This is a genomic window from Marinomonas primoryensis (assembly GCF_013372285.1).
Taxonomy (GTDB): domain Bacteria; phylum Pseudomonadota; class Gammaproteobacteria; order Pseudomonadales; family Marinomonadaceae; genus Marinomonas; species Marinomonas primoryensis.
In genome coordinates this window covers 2,239,298-2,255,583 of the sequence record NZ_CP054301.1, presented here as the reverse complement: position 1 = coordinate 2,255,583, position 16,286 = coordinate 2,239,298, and the positions used below count along the sequence as shown (strand labels likewise).

11 protein-coding genes are annotated in these 16,286 nt (G+C 43.1%); 9 read left to right on the top strand and 2 right to left on the bottom strand.

The annotated features are described in order from the left end of the window. Positions 1-542: 542 nt before the first annotated feature. Positions 543-1,490 (top strand): ABC-three component system protein, encoded by a 948-nt coding sequence (locus MP3633_RS10425; protein WP_176335498.1) that lies wholly within the window; start codon positions 543-545, stop codon positions 1,488-1,490. On the opposite strand, the gene MP3633_RS10420 is transcribed toward MP3633_RS10425, so the two are convergent. Continuing rightward, positions 1,487-2,637 (bottom strand): IS3 family transposase gene (locus MP3633_RS10420; RefSeq protein ID WP_176334288.1). Its coding sequence is split into 2 segments (ribosomal slippage): positions 1,487-2,400 and positions 2,400-2,637, totalling 1,152 coding nucleotides; the frame shifts between segments, so codons are not numbered across the junction. The two genes, MP3633_RS10425 and MP3633_RS10420, sit on opposite strands and share 4 nt — an antisense overlap. 653 nt (positions 2,638-3,290) lie before the next feature. Here MP3633_RS10420 and MP3633_RS10415 point away from each other — a divergent pair. The 8 genes from MP3633_RS10415 (at position 3,291) to MP3633_RS10380 (ending at position 13,979) form a co-directional block, all read left to right on the top strand. Beyond that, complete coding sequence (locus tag MP3633_RS10415) at positions 3,291-4,184, top strand: 2Fe-2S iron-sulfur cluster-binding protein (protein ID WP_176335497.1); 894 nt, start codon at positions 3,291-3,293, stop codon at positions 4,182-4,184. A gap of 33 nt (positions 4,185-4,217) precedes the next feature. After that, the gene (sbcD, locus tag MP3633_RS10410; RefSeq protein WP_176335496.1) at positions 4,218-5,513 is read left to right on the top strand and encodes an exonuclease subunit SbcD; all 1,296 of its coding nucleotides are present in this window, start codon (positions 4,218-4,220) and stop codon (positions 5,511-5,513) included. Next, the gene (locus MP3633_RS10405; RefSeq protein WP_176335495.1) at positions 5,510-9,244 is read left to right on the top strand and encodes an AAA family ATPase; all 3,735 of its coding nucleotides are present in this window, start codon (positions 5,510-5,512) and stop codon (positions 9,242-9,244) included. The genes sbcD and MP3633_RS10405 overlap by 4 nt, the downstream gene beginning before the upstream one ends. Positions 9,245-9,547: 303 nt before the next feature. Further along, complete coding sequence (gene minC / locus MP3633_RS10400) at positions 9,548-10,273, top strand: septum site-determining protein MinC (protein ID WP_176335494.1); 726 nt, start codon at positions 9,548-9,550, stop codon at positions 10,271-10,273. A gap of 61 nt (positions 10,274-10,334) precedes the next feature. Then, positions 10,335-11,144 (top strand): septum site-determining protein MinD, encoded by an 810-nt coding sequence (gene minD / locus MP3633_RS10395; RefSeq protein ID WP_176335493.1) that lies wholly within the window; start codon positions 10,335-10,337, stop codon positions 11,142-11,144. 1 nt (position 11,145) lies between these two features. After that, entirely contained in the window at positions 11,146-11,403 is a 258-nt protein-coding gene (gene minE, locus MP3633_RS10390; RefSeq protein ID WP_176335492.1) for a cell division topological specificity factor MinE, read from the top strand. Between the two features lie 163 nt (positions 11,404-11,566). Then, positions 11,567-12,757 (top strand): cytochrome-c peroxidase, encoded by a 1,191-nt coding sequence (locus tag MP3633_RS10385; protein WP_176335491.1) that lies wholly within the window; start codon positions 11,567-11,569, stop codon positions 12,755-12,757. Between the two features lie 169 nt (positions 12,758-12,926). Further along, positions 12,927-13,979 carry an aldo/keto reductase gene (locus MP3633_RS10380; protein ID WP_176335490.1) on the top strand — a complete coding sequence of 351 codons (1,053 nt, stop codon included), beginning with the start codon at positions 12,927-12,929 and terminating at the stop codon, positions 13,977-13,979. 149 nt (positions 13,980-14,128) lie between these two features. Here MP3633_RS10380 and fusA read toward each other — a convergent pair whose 3' ends face one another. Next, positions 14,129-16,225 (bottom strand): elongation factor G, encoded by a 2,097-nt coding sequence (gene fusA / locus MP3633_RS10375; RefSeq protein ID WP_176335489.1) that lies wholly within the window; start codon positions 16,223-16,225, stop codon positions 14,129-14,131. Positions 16,226-16,286: the final 61 nt, after the last annotated feature.

Here is a 16,286-nt window from a genome sequence, read left to right as displayed (position 1 = left end):
AGCGTAGTGTAAAAAAAGTCAATGACATTTTTTACACATTATTTACATACGACATTTAATGAACCGAAAATTCTCTATTTATAACAATAAAGTTTACCCTTGGTGTAAGGGAATATGCGAATAAGTCCTTGTGTACTAGCTCAGACCTGATCTGACAATGCGCCTTTATGAGATAGTTTCGAAAATGGCATTTCAAATTACCGCCAGCCTCATCGAAACGCTGTACCCGAATTCATATTCGTTCAGAAAAAGCAGCTAAACAGATACATAGTTTCGAGTCTTCAAGGATGTATAGAAACTTAGAGTGGTCTTTAAGGAAACTTCTGTAGTAATGTTTTGAGTTAGGAAGGGAGAAAGTGGTAGATGGATTTTTCTTATCGAGTAATTTCACCTAAATAGCGCTCCCTTGAAAAAGTATCATAAGACATTAATCCCGCAAGTTCAGAAGCATTTTAAATAAATTGTATTGCTATTTTTTAGCACAGGAAGCTCTGGTCTATTTAGAATGCCGAACACTAAATTCTAGTAAAGGAACTGCAAGTATGATCCACGACGCGACACCCTCTTGGAGTGGATATAACTACCAAGGTAAGCTTGCTCTTCATTACGTACTTTGTCACATACACGAAAAGTTGATGACAGACCCTACTTACACATTTCGCGGTGACTCAATCGTCTTAGAGAACAACGAAGATTTTGAATTGTTCGTGAATGGTGTAGTGGTTTCGTTTCACCAAGTTAAAGCTTATAAAAAACAGAGTTTCAGCTCATATTGTGAGGCTCTCTTTGGGCTTGCGTTAAATTTATATAACCAAACAGGTCCGTTAGGCTATATACATACTTGGAAGGTTATTAATCTTCCTGTTGATAAAAGTCTCCAACAAGCCATTGAAGATTTTATCAGGGGGCTTATAAGTGAACATGATGCTGCGCCTACGTCGAGCACGATTTTCAAGGCTGTCAATGTTACGCCTGGTAGAAGTAAGACAGCCAAAATTATTAAACAGGCTTTTGATAACTTCACTGTAGTTCAAGTTTATGATGCGCTTAAAGCAATCGTGGCAGACCCGTTACTGGCAACGTCCAGAATACAGTGCTGCATGTATAACGGTGAAACATGCTGCAGCATTGATTATATTAATCCCCTGATTAAATCCAAGCTTCAAGATATTCTAGCCATAAGAGGAGGAGTGAATACTACAAAGCAAATTGACAGCGGCTTCCACTACCTTCTTGAAATGGTGGATGTTTATGTGACGAAACGACACTTACAAAAGCAAGCATCTGAACTTTTACGTATAGACATACCTGATATTGTTGCGATTTTAGATGCTGACTATGAAGATGTAAGTAGCCAGTATTTAGCTGCTGAATTCAAAGAGCGTTTTATTTGTCTCTTTGATGAATTTATGAATAACCCTGATTACTATTCGCCACCTGAAAATCTGGAAGGATTCGTGTGTAATCTTGGTATGGACCCAGTTTCCTAGACAGTTTCTAGCTCCGTAAAATATCGCTTTTCATATTGCAGTGGCGATAATCCATCATTGGATCCATGGTGTCGCTTTGGATTATAAAAGCACTCGATATAATCAAAAATCTCTGAACGAGCATCGCTTCTTGTTTGATAGGTTCGATTGCGTACTCTTTCTTTTTTTAACAATGAGAAAAAGCTTTCCGCAACGGCATTATCATGGCAATTACCACGACGGCTCATACTGGCTTCCAGATTATTATCTTTTAAGAAGGTTTGCCAATCTTTCGAGGTATATTGAGCGCCTTGATCAGAGTGTACCAGTACTTTTTTTGTGGGACGTCGCCGCCAAATAGCCATGAGTAAAGCATCAATAACCGACTCCGCTGTTGCTCTTGATCTCATTGACCACCCTACGATCAATCTAGAAAATAGATCCACAACGACGGTGACGTAAAGCCAGCCTTCTTTTGTCCGGATATACGTAAAATCAGTTACCCAGACTTGATCTGGCTCTGGGACAATAAACTCTCTATTTAGTGTATTTGGCGCTGTGTTACGCTCAGCGCCACTATAAAAAACAGGGTGACGTTTGTAGCCTATGAGCGCTTTTAGGCCCTCACGGCGCATCACTCTTAGCACTCGATTCTTTCCACAAGACTTACCTTCTCCTTTTAGGTCTTTGGTGATATTGCGGTAGCCGTAAACACAACCACTCTCAAGCCAATGCATTTTAATCGTAACGGCAAGTTGGTCATCTTCTTGTTCTCGTCGACTTTTTGGGCGGTCCAGCCAAGCGTAAAAACCGCTCCTATGGACTTGCAGTGTTCGACATAAGACAACAATAGAATAGTCGTTGAGCCGTGATTTTATGAACGTGTACTTTTCTTTGACTCCCCGGCAAAGTACACGGCGGCCTCCTTTAGAATGTCCCTCTCTTCGGTCACCCGCTGAAGCTCCGCTTTGAGCCGTTGGATCTCTGACTGAGCGGAATCTTCCGCTTTTCGACTTGCTTCAGGTTTGCGGTATCGAGCAATCCAATCATGCATACTTTTGTAACTAACGCCAAGTCGCTCAGCCACTTCAGCAATCTTATAACCACGCTCTGTTACTTGTTTAACGGCTTCAATTTTGAACTCTTCGGTATAGCGTTTCCCACTCATAATTCACCTCATCTTTACCTATTATTATATAGCTATGAGATGTCTACAAAAGTGGGTCCATACCACAGCTCACTGCATTGCGATAGGTGAGAGCATGTGCCTTAAGAGCAAAGAACCGGAGTGGCTATGGAAGCAAGTTAAAGAGCTTAATAGTATCCGAAATAAACTTGCACACAATCTTAACTATGAAAGCATAGAACCTCGCGTTAATAGTTTTGTTTCTACAATTGCCAATTCCCAGAATTTAGAAAATCGGACTATAACTAGTGCTATCGCAAGGCTCTACGGCATGGTAAAAGGACTTTGTGACTTGTCTCATAGTAATGATTTCCGAGCATTCAAAATATAATAAGCGCATATAGTCGGACTGGTTTTCCGCTACGCTCCCAAACCAGCCGTAAATACGTGCGTTACTTAAATGATCAATCCTGGTCTATTCGCAGAGTTAAGTACTGGCCTTGATGAAGCTAAACAGTATTCGGAAGGAATGTCATTTCACTTGGTTGTTACCCAATAAGCCGATTTTCGATTAGATAACCCAAGGCAATGTTTCCAGCAAACATTGTCTTTTCTTTTTTAGGAATGCGTTTTAAGAAAGGGAGAGGGTGAGGCGTTAGAATATGTCATAATAACCAGATCAAAGATGAGGTTGGATGATGGATTCACAGGCGCTGACGATAGAGTTGGATGATGAGCAGTTTGAGGCGGTTTTGGGTGACAATTTGTTGTCGTCGTTACTTTCTCAGGGTGCGGATGTTCGTTATGGTTGTCGTGCTGGAGCTTGTGGTGCGTGTCGTCTTTATGATGCGAGTAATTGCGAGTCGATTCTTTCCTGCCAAACGACGGTTGCTTCTGATATGTCTTTAACTCGGCACACACCGTCCGCGTCTTCCTCTTTTACTGTTTTAAGTAATATTTCCCTTGAAGAGGTTTCTATTGAGCTTACTCTTTTAGGGCCCAGTGACGATTCTTTTGGCGACCGTGTTTTTGTTTCCTTACCGTTTAAAGAGCAATCTAAAGAGTCATTTAAAGCGCTGTCTCAAAATCCATATAATAAGCAAGCTCATTTTTATGAGTGTATGGCGTTAAACCCTGCTGGAGCACCATTGAAGGTGGTGTTGCAGAAAGAACAGTTACACTACCCGGATTGGCTGAGAGCCTTGGCACTTTCGTCTGATGGTAAGGTGGATGTTCAGTTATCGACTGGGATGCGCAAAGGGCGTTTGTTGTTTGAAATGGATATTGCCGATGCGCCTGTTGTGGTTATTTCATCTCCTGATAATGCGATTTTTGAATCTTATTGGCATGACGCTTTGTTGGATTACACGCCAACTTTTCTCGGGCATTTTGCTTTGTTCGCGAATAATGAACTAACGCTTAGTTTGGCGGATGATGCGCTTATTGCTTTTCTTCAAGAAGCGCTGACTGATACTGGCAGTGCTTCAATACAAATTATTTATCATGGCCAAAAATTATCAGAGAAGGATTGGGCACAAGCGCTCGCGCCTCTGAGAATTCGTACGAATCAATTACATTTTGTTCGTTAGCGTTGGTCTTATTCTTTTTAATGGATTGTATTAATGAAAATTCTTCACACTTCTGATTGGCATCTTGGTCAGCATTTTATGGGAAAATCCCGTCGCGACGAGCATAAGGCATTTATTGTATGGTTGCTGGCGCTGGTGGACAGCGAATCCATCAATGCGGTGATTATAGCAGGCGATATTTTTGATACGGGATCACCGCCAAGTTATGCGCGAGAAATGTACCATCAGTTGGTATTAGACATGAAGGCGCGTGAGTGTCAGTTGGTCATTGTGGCGGGTAATCATGATTCTGTGAGCATGCTCAATGAGTCGAAAAGTCTGCTTTCTTATCTAGATACTCAAGTGTCGAGTCAAGCGAATATTGATGACCTTGAGTCTCACGTTATTGCGCTTAAAGATAAAAATGGTGAGGTAGCTGCGTGGGTGTGTGCTGTACCATATTTACGTCCAAAAGATGTAATGAAGAGCACTGCGGGTCAATCTGAACAAGATAAGAAGCTCGGTCTGTTGCAACGCATTGGTGATTTTTATCAGCAGGTGTTTGAACTTACCTGCGAGAAAAATACAGCGCTTAAGCAACCTGTGCCAATCATTGGAACAGGTCATCTTACGGCAATGGGCGGACAAGTGAGCGAGTCGGTTCGTGATCTTTATGTCGGTACGCTGGAAGCCTTGCCAACGTCTGTTTTTCCTAAATTTGACTACCTTGCCCTTGGGCATATTCACCGTGCGCAAGCCATCACCAAAGATGGCCGTTTTCGTTATAGCGGCTCGCCGATTCCTTTAAGTTTTGATGAGCTGGGTCGAGATAAGTCCTTGGTTGTTATTGATACCGCGGCCTTCGGTGATCAAGCGTTAGCAATGGATCTTTTCGATGAGCGACAAGAGCCAATTCAACTTCATACCATTCCAACCTTTCAGCCGATGCAAAGCCTAAAAGGCAATTTGAAGGATGTACTAAAGCAGATTGCCGACCTTCCATTGACCGAGTCAAAGACGAAAGATTGCTCTATTTTGGAAGGTAAGAGCCTTTGGCTAGAAGTTACGGTGATTGCGGATGAATATTTAAGCGATGTGCATAAACGACTGGTAGAGGCCATAGAAGGCAAACCCATTGAGCTGCTTCGAGTAATGCGAAAAAGCGCAGTGGAAACAAAGAAGGATGCTTTTGAATCGCGTCAAACCTTGTCTGAATTGACTGTAAAAGAGGTGTTTGAGAAAAGCTTGCAGGACAATGCTGACATTGATGAAGAAGAAAGCGTGATATTAACCAATTTGTTTAATCACTGTTTGATCGAGATGGAAGAAAGTCAGGAGCAGCAATCATGAAAATTTGTAAGCTCCGACTGAAAAATATCAATTCCTTAAAAGGCGAATGGGAAATCGATTTCACCAAAGCGCCATTTGATGACGCGGGTGTGTTTGCCATTGTGGGGCCAACGGGCGCGGGTAAGTCCACATTGTTGGATGCAATTTGTTTGGCTTTGTATCATGAAACGCCCCGTCTAAAAGTGTCGCCTAGCCAGAATGAACTAATGACGCGTCATACCGCGGAATGCCTTGCGGAAGTTGAATTTGAAATTAAAGGCAAAGGCTACCGAGCGTTTTGGGGACAACGTCGTGCGCGTGGAAACAGTGATGGTAAGTTACAGCCTATGACATGCGAGTTGTGTGAGATAGATGGCACCATTATTACGACTAAAATAAACGAAAAAATTGATAAAATCGCCGAAATTACTGGGTTGGATTTTTCACGTTTTACCAAGTCCATGTTACTTGCTCAAGGTGGGTTTTCGGCTTTTTTGAACGCTTCTGCCAATGACAGAGCAGAGTTGTTGGAAGAGTTAACTGGCACAGAAATCTACGGGCAAGTGTCTAAATGGGTGTTTGAAAAGCACAAAGCAGAACGCCAGAAAATTGCGCAGTTAGAAGCCATTAATGCACAACGCCAGCTATTGAGCGAAGACGCACTGCAAGCGCTTATCGAACAAGAAACAACCCTAGCAGCAGAAGACAAAAACTTGTCTGACAATCTCAAGCAACATAAGACAAATCTTGAGTGGCGTCAGACAGAATCGAACCTTGTAACGCAGTTAGCGACAAGTAAGCAACGCAATGAAGATGCGATCACCGCGTTGGCGGATTTCAAACCAAAGCAAGACGCATTAGAAAAAGCCGATATTGCGAACAAACTTCGTCCTCAGAATGAAAGTTTGAAAGACATTCAGCGCCGAAAGACGGAGCTTGAGCGTGAACAGGCGGAAGTCTCACAGAAACACCTTGAACAAAGTAAGGTGATTGAACAACTCGATGTTCATACCAAGAGTGTAAAACAGACATTTGAAGCACAGACCCAACTATGGGATGCGCTTAACGAAGACATTGCTAACAGCATTCAGCCGTTGGTTTCTCGTCGAGAGAGCGTCAATGAGCAGCTAGTCGAGACAAATAATCTACGTAATGTGATTGAGCAAAAACGCCTCGAAAGTGTGAATGCGTTAGAACAGCAGAAGCAAAAACACCTCGAAAGCACATTGGCTTGTGAAAGCAACCAGCAGCGTTTGTCTGAATGGCAGGCTCCAGAGAAAATAGAAGCACAACTGTCGAACTGGCAATATCAACAATCGTCAATTCAGGCTCAAGATCAGGATTTGACTCGAATTGCTGCGGAAGTATCGTCTGCGCAAGCCGCACTAGATTCAGCTTTAAGTACCTTTGCCGCCGGTAAAATTGCGTTAGAGAAACAAATCAATCATGCCGCTACGCTTGAGCAACAATTAAATGTAGTTGTTGAGGCGTTTCATGCCATGTCGTCCGGGCGTGAGTTGAATGAATGGCAAGATCATTTTCGAGGCTTGGAAATCAGGCAGCAAAAATCCGCTGAGCTTGTGCATCGTTATGAGTCTTATCAAGGTAAGCGTCAACAAGTTCAGCAGATTGATGATTCTATCCAGGCATTAGTGACTCAGCTTACTCAGCAAGCCGAACAGCTTGTACAGCAAAGGCAAACTTACAAAGAGAAAAACGCTCATTGTATGGATTTGGCTAAGCTGGTGGACGCTGAACGTCATATTGTGTCGCTGAACGAATTGCGACAGTCATTGGGCGAGCACGATGCGTGTCCGTTGTGTGGTTCTCATGAGCACGAACTCGACCAAGCCTTGCATAAAGAAGTGAATGTCGAAAACCAAACGCGATTGCAGCAATTACAGTCTGAACTGGACGCATTGGTGCAAGCTGGACAAGCACTCAAAGCCGATCAAAAGGCCGTTGAGCGCGAACAAGAAATGCGCCACGATCAGCGCCTCGCGTGGCTAAAAGAACTGACGACCGCAGAGAGCGAATTGTTGTCGATGTTAAATGATTTGATGCCTTTAACGAATGTGAGTGGAAGCTATCCGCTGCAAGCGTTTGAAGCGGCTCGAATGTCTTCTTGCGTGGCTGACATTCAGCAAGAGTGGCAGGGTGTGTTTGAGCTCAACCAAGCGGTATTGGAAAAGCATCAGCAACGAACTGCTTTAGAACAGGAATTCACCAGCGCCAACACTCAAATGCATCAGGTGGCGCAAGACCTTCAGCAGCTGGAGTTTCAAGGTCGCTCGTTTCGTCAAACGCTTGAATCAAAACAGTTGGAATATCAAAAAACAGCCACTGAAAAAGACCGTATTGAACAGGCGCTGATGGCTTCGATGACTTCATCTGATGTGCCTGAGCGTTATCTGGCGTCACCATTGGCGGAATCCTTGTTAGCATTGCAAGCGTCCTTGCAATTATGGCGAGACACGAAAGTGAATCATGATGCGCAAGTGAAGCAAATCGAACAGCTTGGTTATGAAATTTCGGTACTAGAAGATCGACTGAAAGAAGGCGACGCTCAAGTCAATGACGTAACGCTTAAAGCAAACAGATTGCGTGATGAGTTGGACAAGATAGACGCGGCGTTGTTTGACAAGCTGGCTGGAAAATCCTTGTCTGACGTACGATCCGTTGCGCAAGCGGCATTGGCAGGAAAACGAATAGACTACGAAACGGCGTTGAAAGAACGAGAGCAAGCTCAGGAAGCAGTGACGACCTTGTTAGCGACGTTAAAAGCGCTCGAAAAATCTTTAGCGTCTTTGCATAAAGAGTGGGAGTCGGCGGGCTCTGCTTGGCAAGTCGTGTTGAAAGAGAAAGGTTTTAGTGACGAAAGTACCTGGCAATTGGCGTGTTTGACGGAAGCTGACTTGAAAACCTTGCAAGACATGTCTGTCGTATTGAAAGAAACGATGACTCGACAAGCGGCTTTGCTAACACAGTCGGAAGACGCATTGCTTGATCACACGAATCAAAAACCGACTAACGAGTTGACAGGCAATGGCTCACTGGACAATACCTCACTAGATGAGCTGCTGGCTTTGGTCGAGACGCTTGAGACACAACGACAGCAATTGAATCGACATTTGGGTGAGGTGTCGCAGAAAATACGCGAAGAAAAGCAGCGGCGAGAGCAAGCTAAAGCGTCGGTAGAGGAGTTGAATCGATTACGTGATGAGTTGATTCATTTAGATCGCTTGAATCATTTGATTGGCTCGGCAGACGGCGCGAAGTTCCGTCGCTTTGCACAAAGTCTCACATTGGATCATTTAGTGTATTTAGCCAATCAGCATTTGAATATTCTACATCGACGCTATCAGCTAATGAGGCACGAAGAGGCCTTGTCGTTGGCTGTAGTAGACACGTGGCAGGCGGATGTATCGCGTGATACAAAAACCCTTTCAGGCGGTGAGTCTTTCCTCGTTAGTTTGGCGTTGGCGTTGGCGCTGTCTGATTTGGTGTCCCATAAAACCAGCATTGATTCGCTATTTTTAGACGAGGGCTTTGGTACGTTAGACAGCGAGACGCTGGAATCCGCTTTGGACGCGTTGGATAACTTGCATTCATCCGGTAAAACCATCGGAATTATCAGTCATATTAGTGCACTGAAAGAGCGTATTCCGGTACAGATAAAGTTAACCAAGCAAAGTGGTTTGGGTGTGAGTCGATTATCTGCTGAATTCGCGGTTCATACTGTGGATGAATGAGAATTTTTATCGGTTTTTAATGGTGCAAAAGTTTTCCCCAGATTAATGGGAACAAGTCTGTAAGTAAGTTGTAAAAGATTAACTAAATCAAAAGGTTAATCTTTCGTTCATTCTTGCACATTTTACGTTATTCTTAGCACTATAAGGGAGCAGAGAGGCTTTTCTGGGAGTGTAAAGACATTGTCGTGGTGACTTTCTTTAATCGTTCAGCTTGATAGAATAGATTTCTTGCGCTGATGAGGTTAGTTCAGCTCGGCTTAATACTATTTAAAGCCATTTTAGGTACTAAAAAGGACACTTTGCATGACAGACTCAGGCTTCCGACTTAAAGGAAGTGTCGTTACGACAGTTTTGCTAGAAATTCAAACCTTCTCATTAGATGATATTGTTTTTCATCTAAAAGAAAAAATTGATCAGGTGCCGCATTTTTTCAATCAAGCTCCTATCATTATTGATATTTCGAAAATGAAACGCGGCATCACATTAGAAGAATTTGAAACACTGATTCGATCTGTCAGTGCCCTCGGCCTTGGTGTGATTGGTTGGCGTTGCGACCCAGAAGGCTTGCCAGTATGGAATGCGTCAGTGACGATTCCGCTTTTGCCTGCCAGTAAAGCGAGACCGATTAATGTTTCTCCTTCCGTAAAAGATGAAGCCAGCCCAGATGTTGTTGTGAAAACTGTGGTTGAGGAGCGTTTGGTACCTCAAGCGACGAAAGTTATTTCGAAACCGATACGTTCTGGTCAACAGGTATATGCAGAAGGAGATTTGATTATTTTGGCTCAAGTAAGCGCTGGAGCCGAAGTATTGGCAGATGGCAATATTCACGTTTACGGTGCATTACGTGGCCGCGCATTGGCTGGTGTTAAAGGCGATGTGGAGGCTCGAATTTTTTGTAAAAGCATGGAAGCAGAACTGGTTTCTATTGCGGGCAATTTTATGTTGAGCGATGCGCTTCAAAATATCGTTTGGAAAGACAGCGCGCAAGTGTTATTAGTTGACGATAGCTTAGAAATCGTACCGCTTTAAGGTTAATTTTTCATTTTATTATTTAGATAAGCTCATAACGGGATTATCGGGGGATACAGTATTGGCAAAGATCATAGTAGTCACCTCAGGCAAAGGTGGTGTAGGTAAGACAACATCCAGCGCTGCTATTGGGACTGGTATTGCGTTAAAAGGACATAAAACCGTTATTATTGATTTTGATGTAGGCTTACGTAATCTGGATTTGATTATGGGTTGCGAGCGTCGAGTGGTTTATGACTTTGTAAATGTAATCAATAAAGAAGCGACACTATCGCAAGCCTTAATTAAAGATAAGCGTACGAAAGGTTTGTTCATTCTACCGGCTTCACAAACGCGAGATAAAGACGCTTTAACCATTGAAGGCGTGAAGGAAGTTTTAGACGAGCTTGCTAAGGAATTTGACTACATTATCTGTGATTCTCCTGCCGGTATTGAGAAGGGCGCTCAAATGGCCCTTTATTTTGCTGACGCGGCTATTGTTGTGACTAATCCAGAGGTTTCTTCTGTACGAGACTCAGATCGTATTTTGGGTATTTTACAAAGTAAGTCTAAACGAGCCGAAGATGGAAAAGAGCCGATAGAAGAGCACCTTCTGTTGACGCGTTATCATCCTGGGCGTGTTGCATCAGGTGAGATGTTAAGTGTTTCTGATGTTGAAGACATTTTAGCCATTCCGCTACTTGGTGTTATTCCTGAGTCGGAAGCGGTGCTTAAGGCTTCAAACCAAGGTACCCCTGTCATTTTAGACACTGAATCTGAAGCTGGCTTGGCTTATATGGATGCGGTTGATCGTTTGATGGGTGAGGAGCGTCCATTACGTTTCTTAGAAGTCCAGAAGAAAGGTTTTATTAAACGTTTGTTAGGAGGTTAGGGTGGGGATTTTCGATTATTTTAAAAGTAAAAACGCACCTAGCTCAGCTTCTGTCGCTAAGGATCGTTTGCAAATTATTGTGGCGCATGAGCGTAGCAAGCGCCATCAGCCAGATTATCTGCCGCAGATGCAACAAGAAATCATCGACGTTATTCGTAAGTATGTCAATATCGGCAATGAAGATGTGCAGATACAGCTGGACAACACAGATGACTGCTCAGTACTCGAGTTAAATGTGACGTTACCAGAACAGAGTTAGTGTTCAGTTAAAAACAGTAAAGCGTCAGCAGGGCTTTGATATAAGTCATGTCTGGCGTTTTTTTTATTTTAAGTTTAGTAAGAGTGATTATCATTGTTTTACTCGAATTCTGCGTGGGTGTATTATTCGCTCCACTCATTTTTGACTGTTAGAGTAAGATTGAATGCTGCGTTATTTTCTTGGTGTGACCGCCATTTCTCTGTTTATCTCTGCTTGTAGTGAACCGGCACAGATTGTTGGCCACGTTGAACCCCATAGCAAGTCGGCCTCAGAGCTTCCTATTGCCTCAACCGATCCTAAAGCTTTGCTAGGATCGCAATTGTTTTTTGATACCAACCTTTCTAAAGAGCGTAATCAGTCTTGTGGAACGTGCCATGATATTGCGAATGCTTTTGTTGATAAAAGGCAAAATGCACTTTTTGGCGCGGTGTCGTTAGGCAGTGATGGGCATTCTATGGGTGGGCGTAATACGCCAACCGCTGGGTACGCTGCTTTTTCTCCAGCATTCCATCGTATGGCGAATGGTGAATATCGCGGAGGACAATTTTTAGACGGACGAGCCTCAGGTCTAGCTCAGCAGGCAGAGGGGCCATTTTTAAACCCTTTGGAAATGGCGATACCGGATGGCGATACGGTTGTCACTCGAGTTAAAGAGAATGGTCGTTATGAAGGCCTGTTTAATTCTATTTATGGTCAAGGTGTATTGAACGATCCTATTAAAGGCTATGCGGCGATTACGGATGCCATTGCAAGCTTTGAGAAAACCGCTTTATTCATGCCCTTTGATTCAAAATACGATCGAGCGCTAAGGGGGGAAGAAAACCTAACACCTCAAGAAGAGCTGGGTAAAACGTTGTTCTTCTCTCAGCAGTTTACCAACTGCAATGCTTGTCATCAGTTAAATAATTCACCATTAAACCCTCAAGAAATCTTTAGTAATTATGAGTATAGAAACATTGGTGTGCCGGCCAATCAGGCATTGATGGCTCATAATGGTAATAAGAAAGATCTTGGTTTGCTGGACAATCCAGATATTGATGACCCAAAACAGGCAGGTAAGTTTAAGGTGCCTTCTTTGCGTAATGTGGCGGTAACTGGGCCTTATATGCACAATGGGGTGTTCAAGGATTTGCGAACGGTTGTACTTTTTTATGACAAATACAATAATCCTAGCCGCACAATAAATCCTGAAACAGGGAAGGTGTGGGCAAAACCGGAAGTAACTGAAAATATTGACCTGGTGAATTTAGAAAAGGGTCCCGCTTTGCAGGATCGCCGTGTTGATGCGATTGTCGCTTTCTTGAAAACGCTTACCGATAGACGTTATGAAGCGCTGCTAAAAGACAAGCAGTAGGCCTAATAATATCTTAATAATGGAGGTTGGATCATTTTTAATGGGGTCGTCTCCTTATTGTTTTCATTGATAAAACTGGCCTGCGATTCAAAAATTTATTACATTGACCCTTTAGTTTACTTTGTTGCGCACTTTGCGTGTGCGAAATGAAACATGAAGGATTGTAAAAATGAAATATGTTCCGCTCGGACGAACAGGCTTAGAGGTTTCTAGAGTATGTTTGGGTACTATGACTTGGGGTACTCAGAATAATCAAAAAGATGCAGATGAGCAGATTGAATATGCACTGTCTCGTGGTGTGAATTTTATCGATACGGCTGAAATGTATTCTATCCCACCGAATGAAGAATCTTATGGTAAAACAGAGACCATCATTGGTGACTGGTTATCTCGTAATCCATCACGTCGTGAAGAGTTTATTCTGGCAACTAAGATTGCTGGCCCCGGACTTCATTATATCCGCGATGGAGGTCCAATTACGGGCGCGGCCATTATTGCTTCTGTTGATGCTTCGCTAAAGCGTTTACAAACAGATTATATCGATCTGTATCAGCTTCATTGGCCTAATCGAAACACACCTCATTTTGCAAAACATTTTCCCGGTCAAATTTCTTTTACTGATGTTGATAGTAAAGCTCAATCTGCGCAAATGTTAGATATTTTGCAGGGTATAGATGTTTGTGTGAAAGCGGGGAAAATTCGTCACTTTGGCTTATCGGATGATTCCACTTGGGGAATCAATGAATACATTCGCCTAAGTGATCAACATGGTCTGCCTCGTGTTGCTTCAATCCAAAATGAATTTAGTTTGTTGCACACTAAAGATTGGCCGTATTTGATTGAAAATTGTGTGCATGAGGATGTGGCTTATCTGCCATGGTCTGCTTTGGCTGCTGGCGCACTAACTGGTAAATATCTTGATGGTGCGCGACCAGAGGGCAGTCGCTGGAGTTATGCTCAGCGTAACGGACTTTTTCGCGATACGCCATTAGTCGATAAAGCGGTTAGGGAATACCTGAGCGTTGCTGATAAACATAAGCTGACAGCGGCTCAGTTAGCGTTAGCATGGTGTGATCAGGTTGACGGTGTGAGTTCTACTATTATCGGTGCAACATCATTGGAGCAGCTCAAAGAAGATATGGACGCATTTGATATGGTTCTGTCTGAAGAGGTATTGAAAGACATTATGTCGGTATTTAAGGAATACCCAGTACCGTTTTAATGTTTTGGAATAAATTGATTGTTTAAAAAACGCCTTAGGGTGTTTTTTTTTGTCAAAAATGAATGCTGACAATTGTGTGTTGTTTCTTGAGGCAATAAAAAACCCGATGCATTTTTATGCATCGGGTTTTTTTAGAAAATAGTTAATAATTATTTATCTTTACGTTCTTGTTCTTTCTTCTCTCTAACGGCAGCGATTACTGTTTCAGCAACGTTAGAAGGACATGGTAGGTAGTGAGAGAACTCCATAGAGAACTGACCACGACCAGATGTCATTGTACGTAACGTACTGATGTAACCAAACATTTCAGATAGAGGAACGTCTGCTTTGATGCGAACACCAGTCAAACCTTTCTCTTGGTCTTTGATCATGCCGCGACGACGGTTAAGGTCACCGATTACATCACCAACGTGATCATCAGGAGTGAACACATCAACTTTCATGATAGGTTCGATCAACTGAGGGCCAGCTTTTGGAATTGACTGACGGAAAGCGCCTTTAGCAGCGATTTCGAAGGCAATGGCAGAGGAATCAACAGCATGGAAGCCACCGTCATACAATTGAACTTCAACGTCTAATACAGGGAAACCTGCTAGAACGCCTTCGGTCATCATAGACTTAAAGCCTTTCTCTACAGCAGGGAAGAACTCTTTTGGTACGTTACCACCCACGACTGAAGAAGAGAATACGAAGCCAGTACCTGGCTCACCTGGTTTGATGCGGTAATCGATCTTACCGAACTGACCAGAACCACCAGATTGTTTCTTATGTGTATAAGTGTCTTCAACTTCTTTGGTGATTGTTTCACGGTAAGCAACCTGTGGTTGTCCAACGATCAGATCTACACCGTAAGTACGTTTCAGGATATCTACTTTGATGTCTAGGTGAAGCTCACCCATACCACGAAGAATTGTTTCACCTGAATCGATGTCAGTTTCAACACGGAATGTTGGATCTTCTGCAACCATCTTACCGATCGCAACACCCATTTTCTCGTTACCACCTTTGTCTTTCGGCGTAACAGAGATGGAAATTACTGGCTCAGGGAAAACCATTGCTTCAAGTGTACAAGGGTGCTTAGGATCACAAAGTGTGTGACCAGTTTGTACGTTTTTCATGCCAACGATAGCGATGATATCGCCCGCTTGTGCTGAGCTGATTTCTTTACGATCATCAGCTTGCATCTCAACCATACGACCCACACGCTCTGTTTTGCCTGTGAAGCTGTTTAAGATGGTATCGCCTTTGTTAAGTGTACCAGAGTAAACACGTACGAAAGTCAATGCACCAAAGCGGTCATCCATGATTTTGAAAGCAAGCGCTTTGAAGGGCTCGCTAGCGTCAACGATCGCTTTTTGGCCGTTTGGATTACCTTCTTCGTCTGTAAGATCTTGTGGAATAACATCTTGTGGATTTGGTAGGTAGTCAATAACAGCATCAAGAAGAAGCTGCATGCCTTTGTTTTTGAAGGCTGAACCACAGTATGTTGGGAAGAAAAGAAGATCGCGAGTACCTTTACGGATACAGCGTTTGATGTCATCAATAGAAGGCTCTTCGCCATCCATGTAGGCCATCATGATTTCATCGTCTTGCTCTACAGCTGTTTCTAGTAGTTTCTCACGGTATTCTTCAACTATTTCCGCCATGTCAGCAGGAACATCTTCTATGCTGTAGTTTTCTGGCTGGCCAGAATCATCCCAGATGTACGCTTTACGCGTTAGAAGGTCAACAACACCAGAAAACTCATCTTCAGTGCCGATAGGAAGAACCATGATTAGCGGGTGAGCGCCAAGAACTTTCTGTACTTGCTCAGTTACACGGTAAAAACTAGCACCAAGACGGTCTAGTTTGTTAACGAAAATGATACGAGCAACTTCAGATTCGTTAGCATAGCGCCAGTTAGTTTCTGATTGTGGCTCAACACCACCAGAACCACAGAATACGCCAATGCCACCGTCTAGAACTTTAAGAGAACGATATACTTCAACTGTGAAGTCAACGTGTCCAGGTGTGTCGATAACGTTAAAGCGGTGATCTTTCCAGAAACAACTTACAGCAGCAGACTGGATGGTAATACCGCGCTCAGCTTCTTGTTCCATGAAGTCAGTAGTAGATTCGCCCTCATGCACTTCACCGATTTTGTGGATCATACCAGTAAGTTTAAGAATACGTTCTGTTGTTGTAGTTTTGCCCGCGTCAACGTGAGCAAAAATACCGATGTTTCTGTATTTTGATAAGTCAGCCATTACATTACTCTAAATAAGTTAGGACGAAATTTGCGCGTTAGTATACAAGACTTTTAGTCAC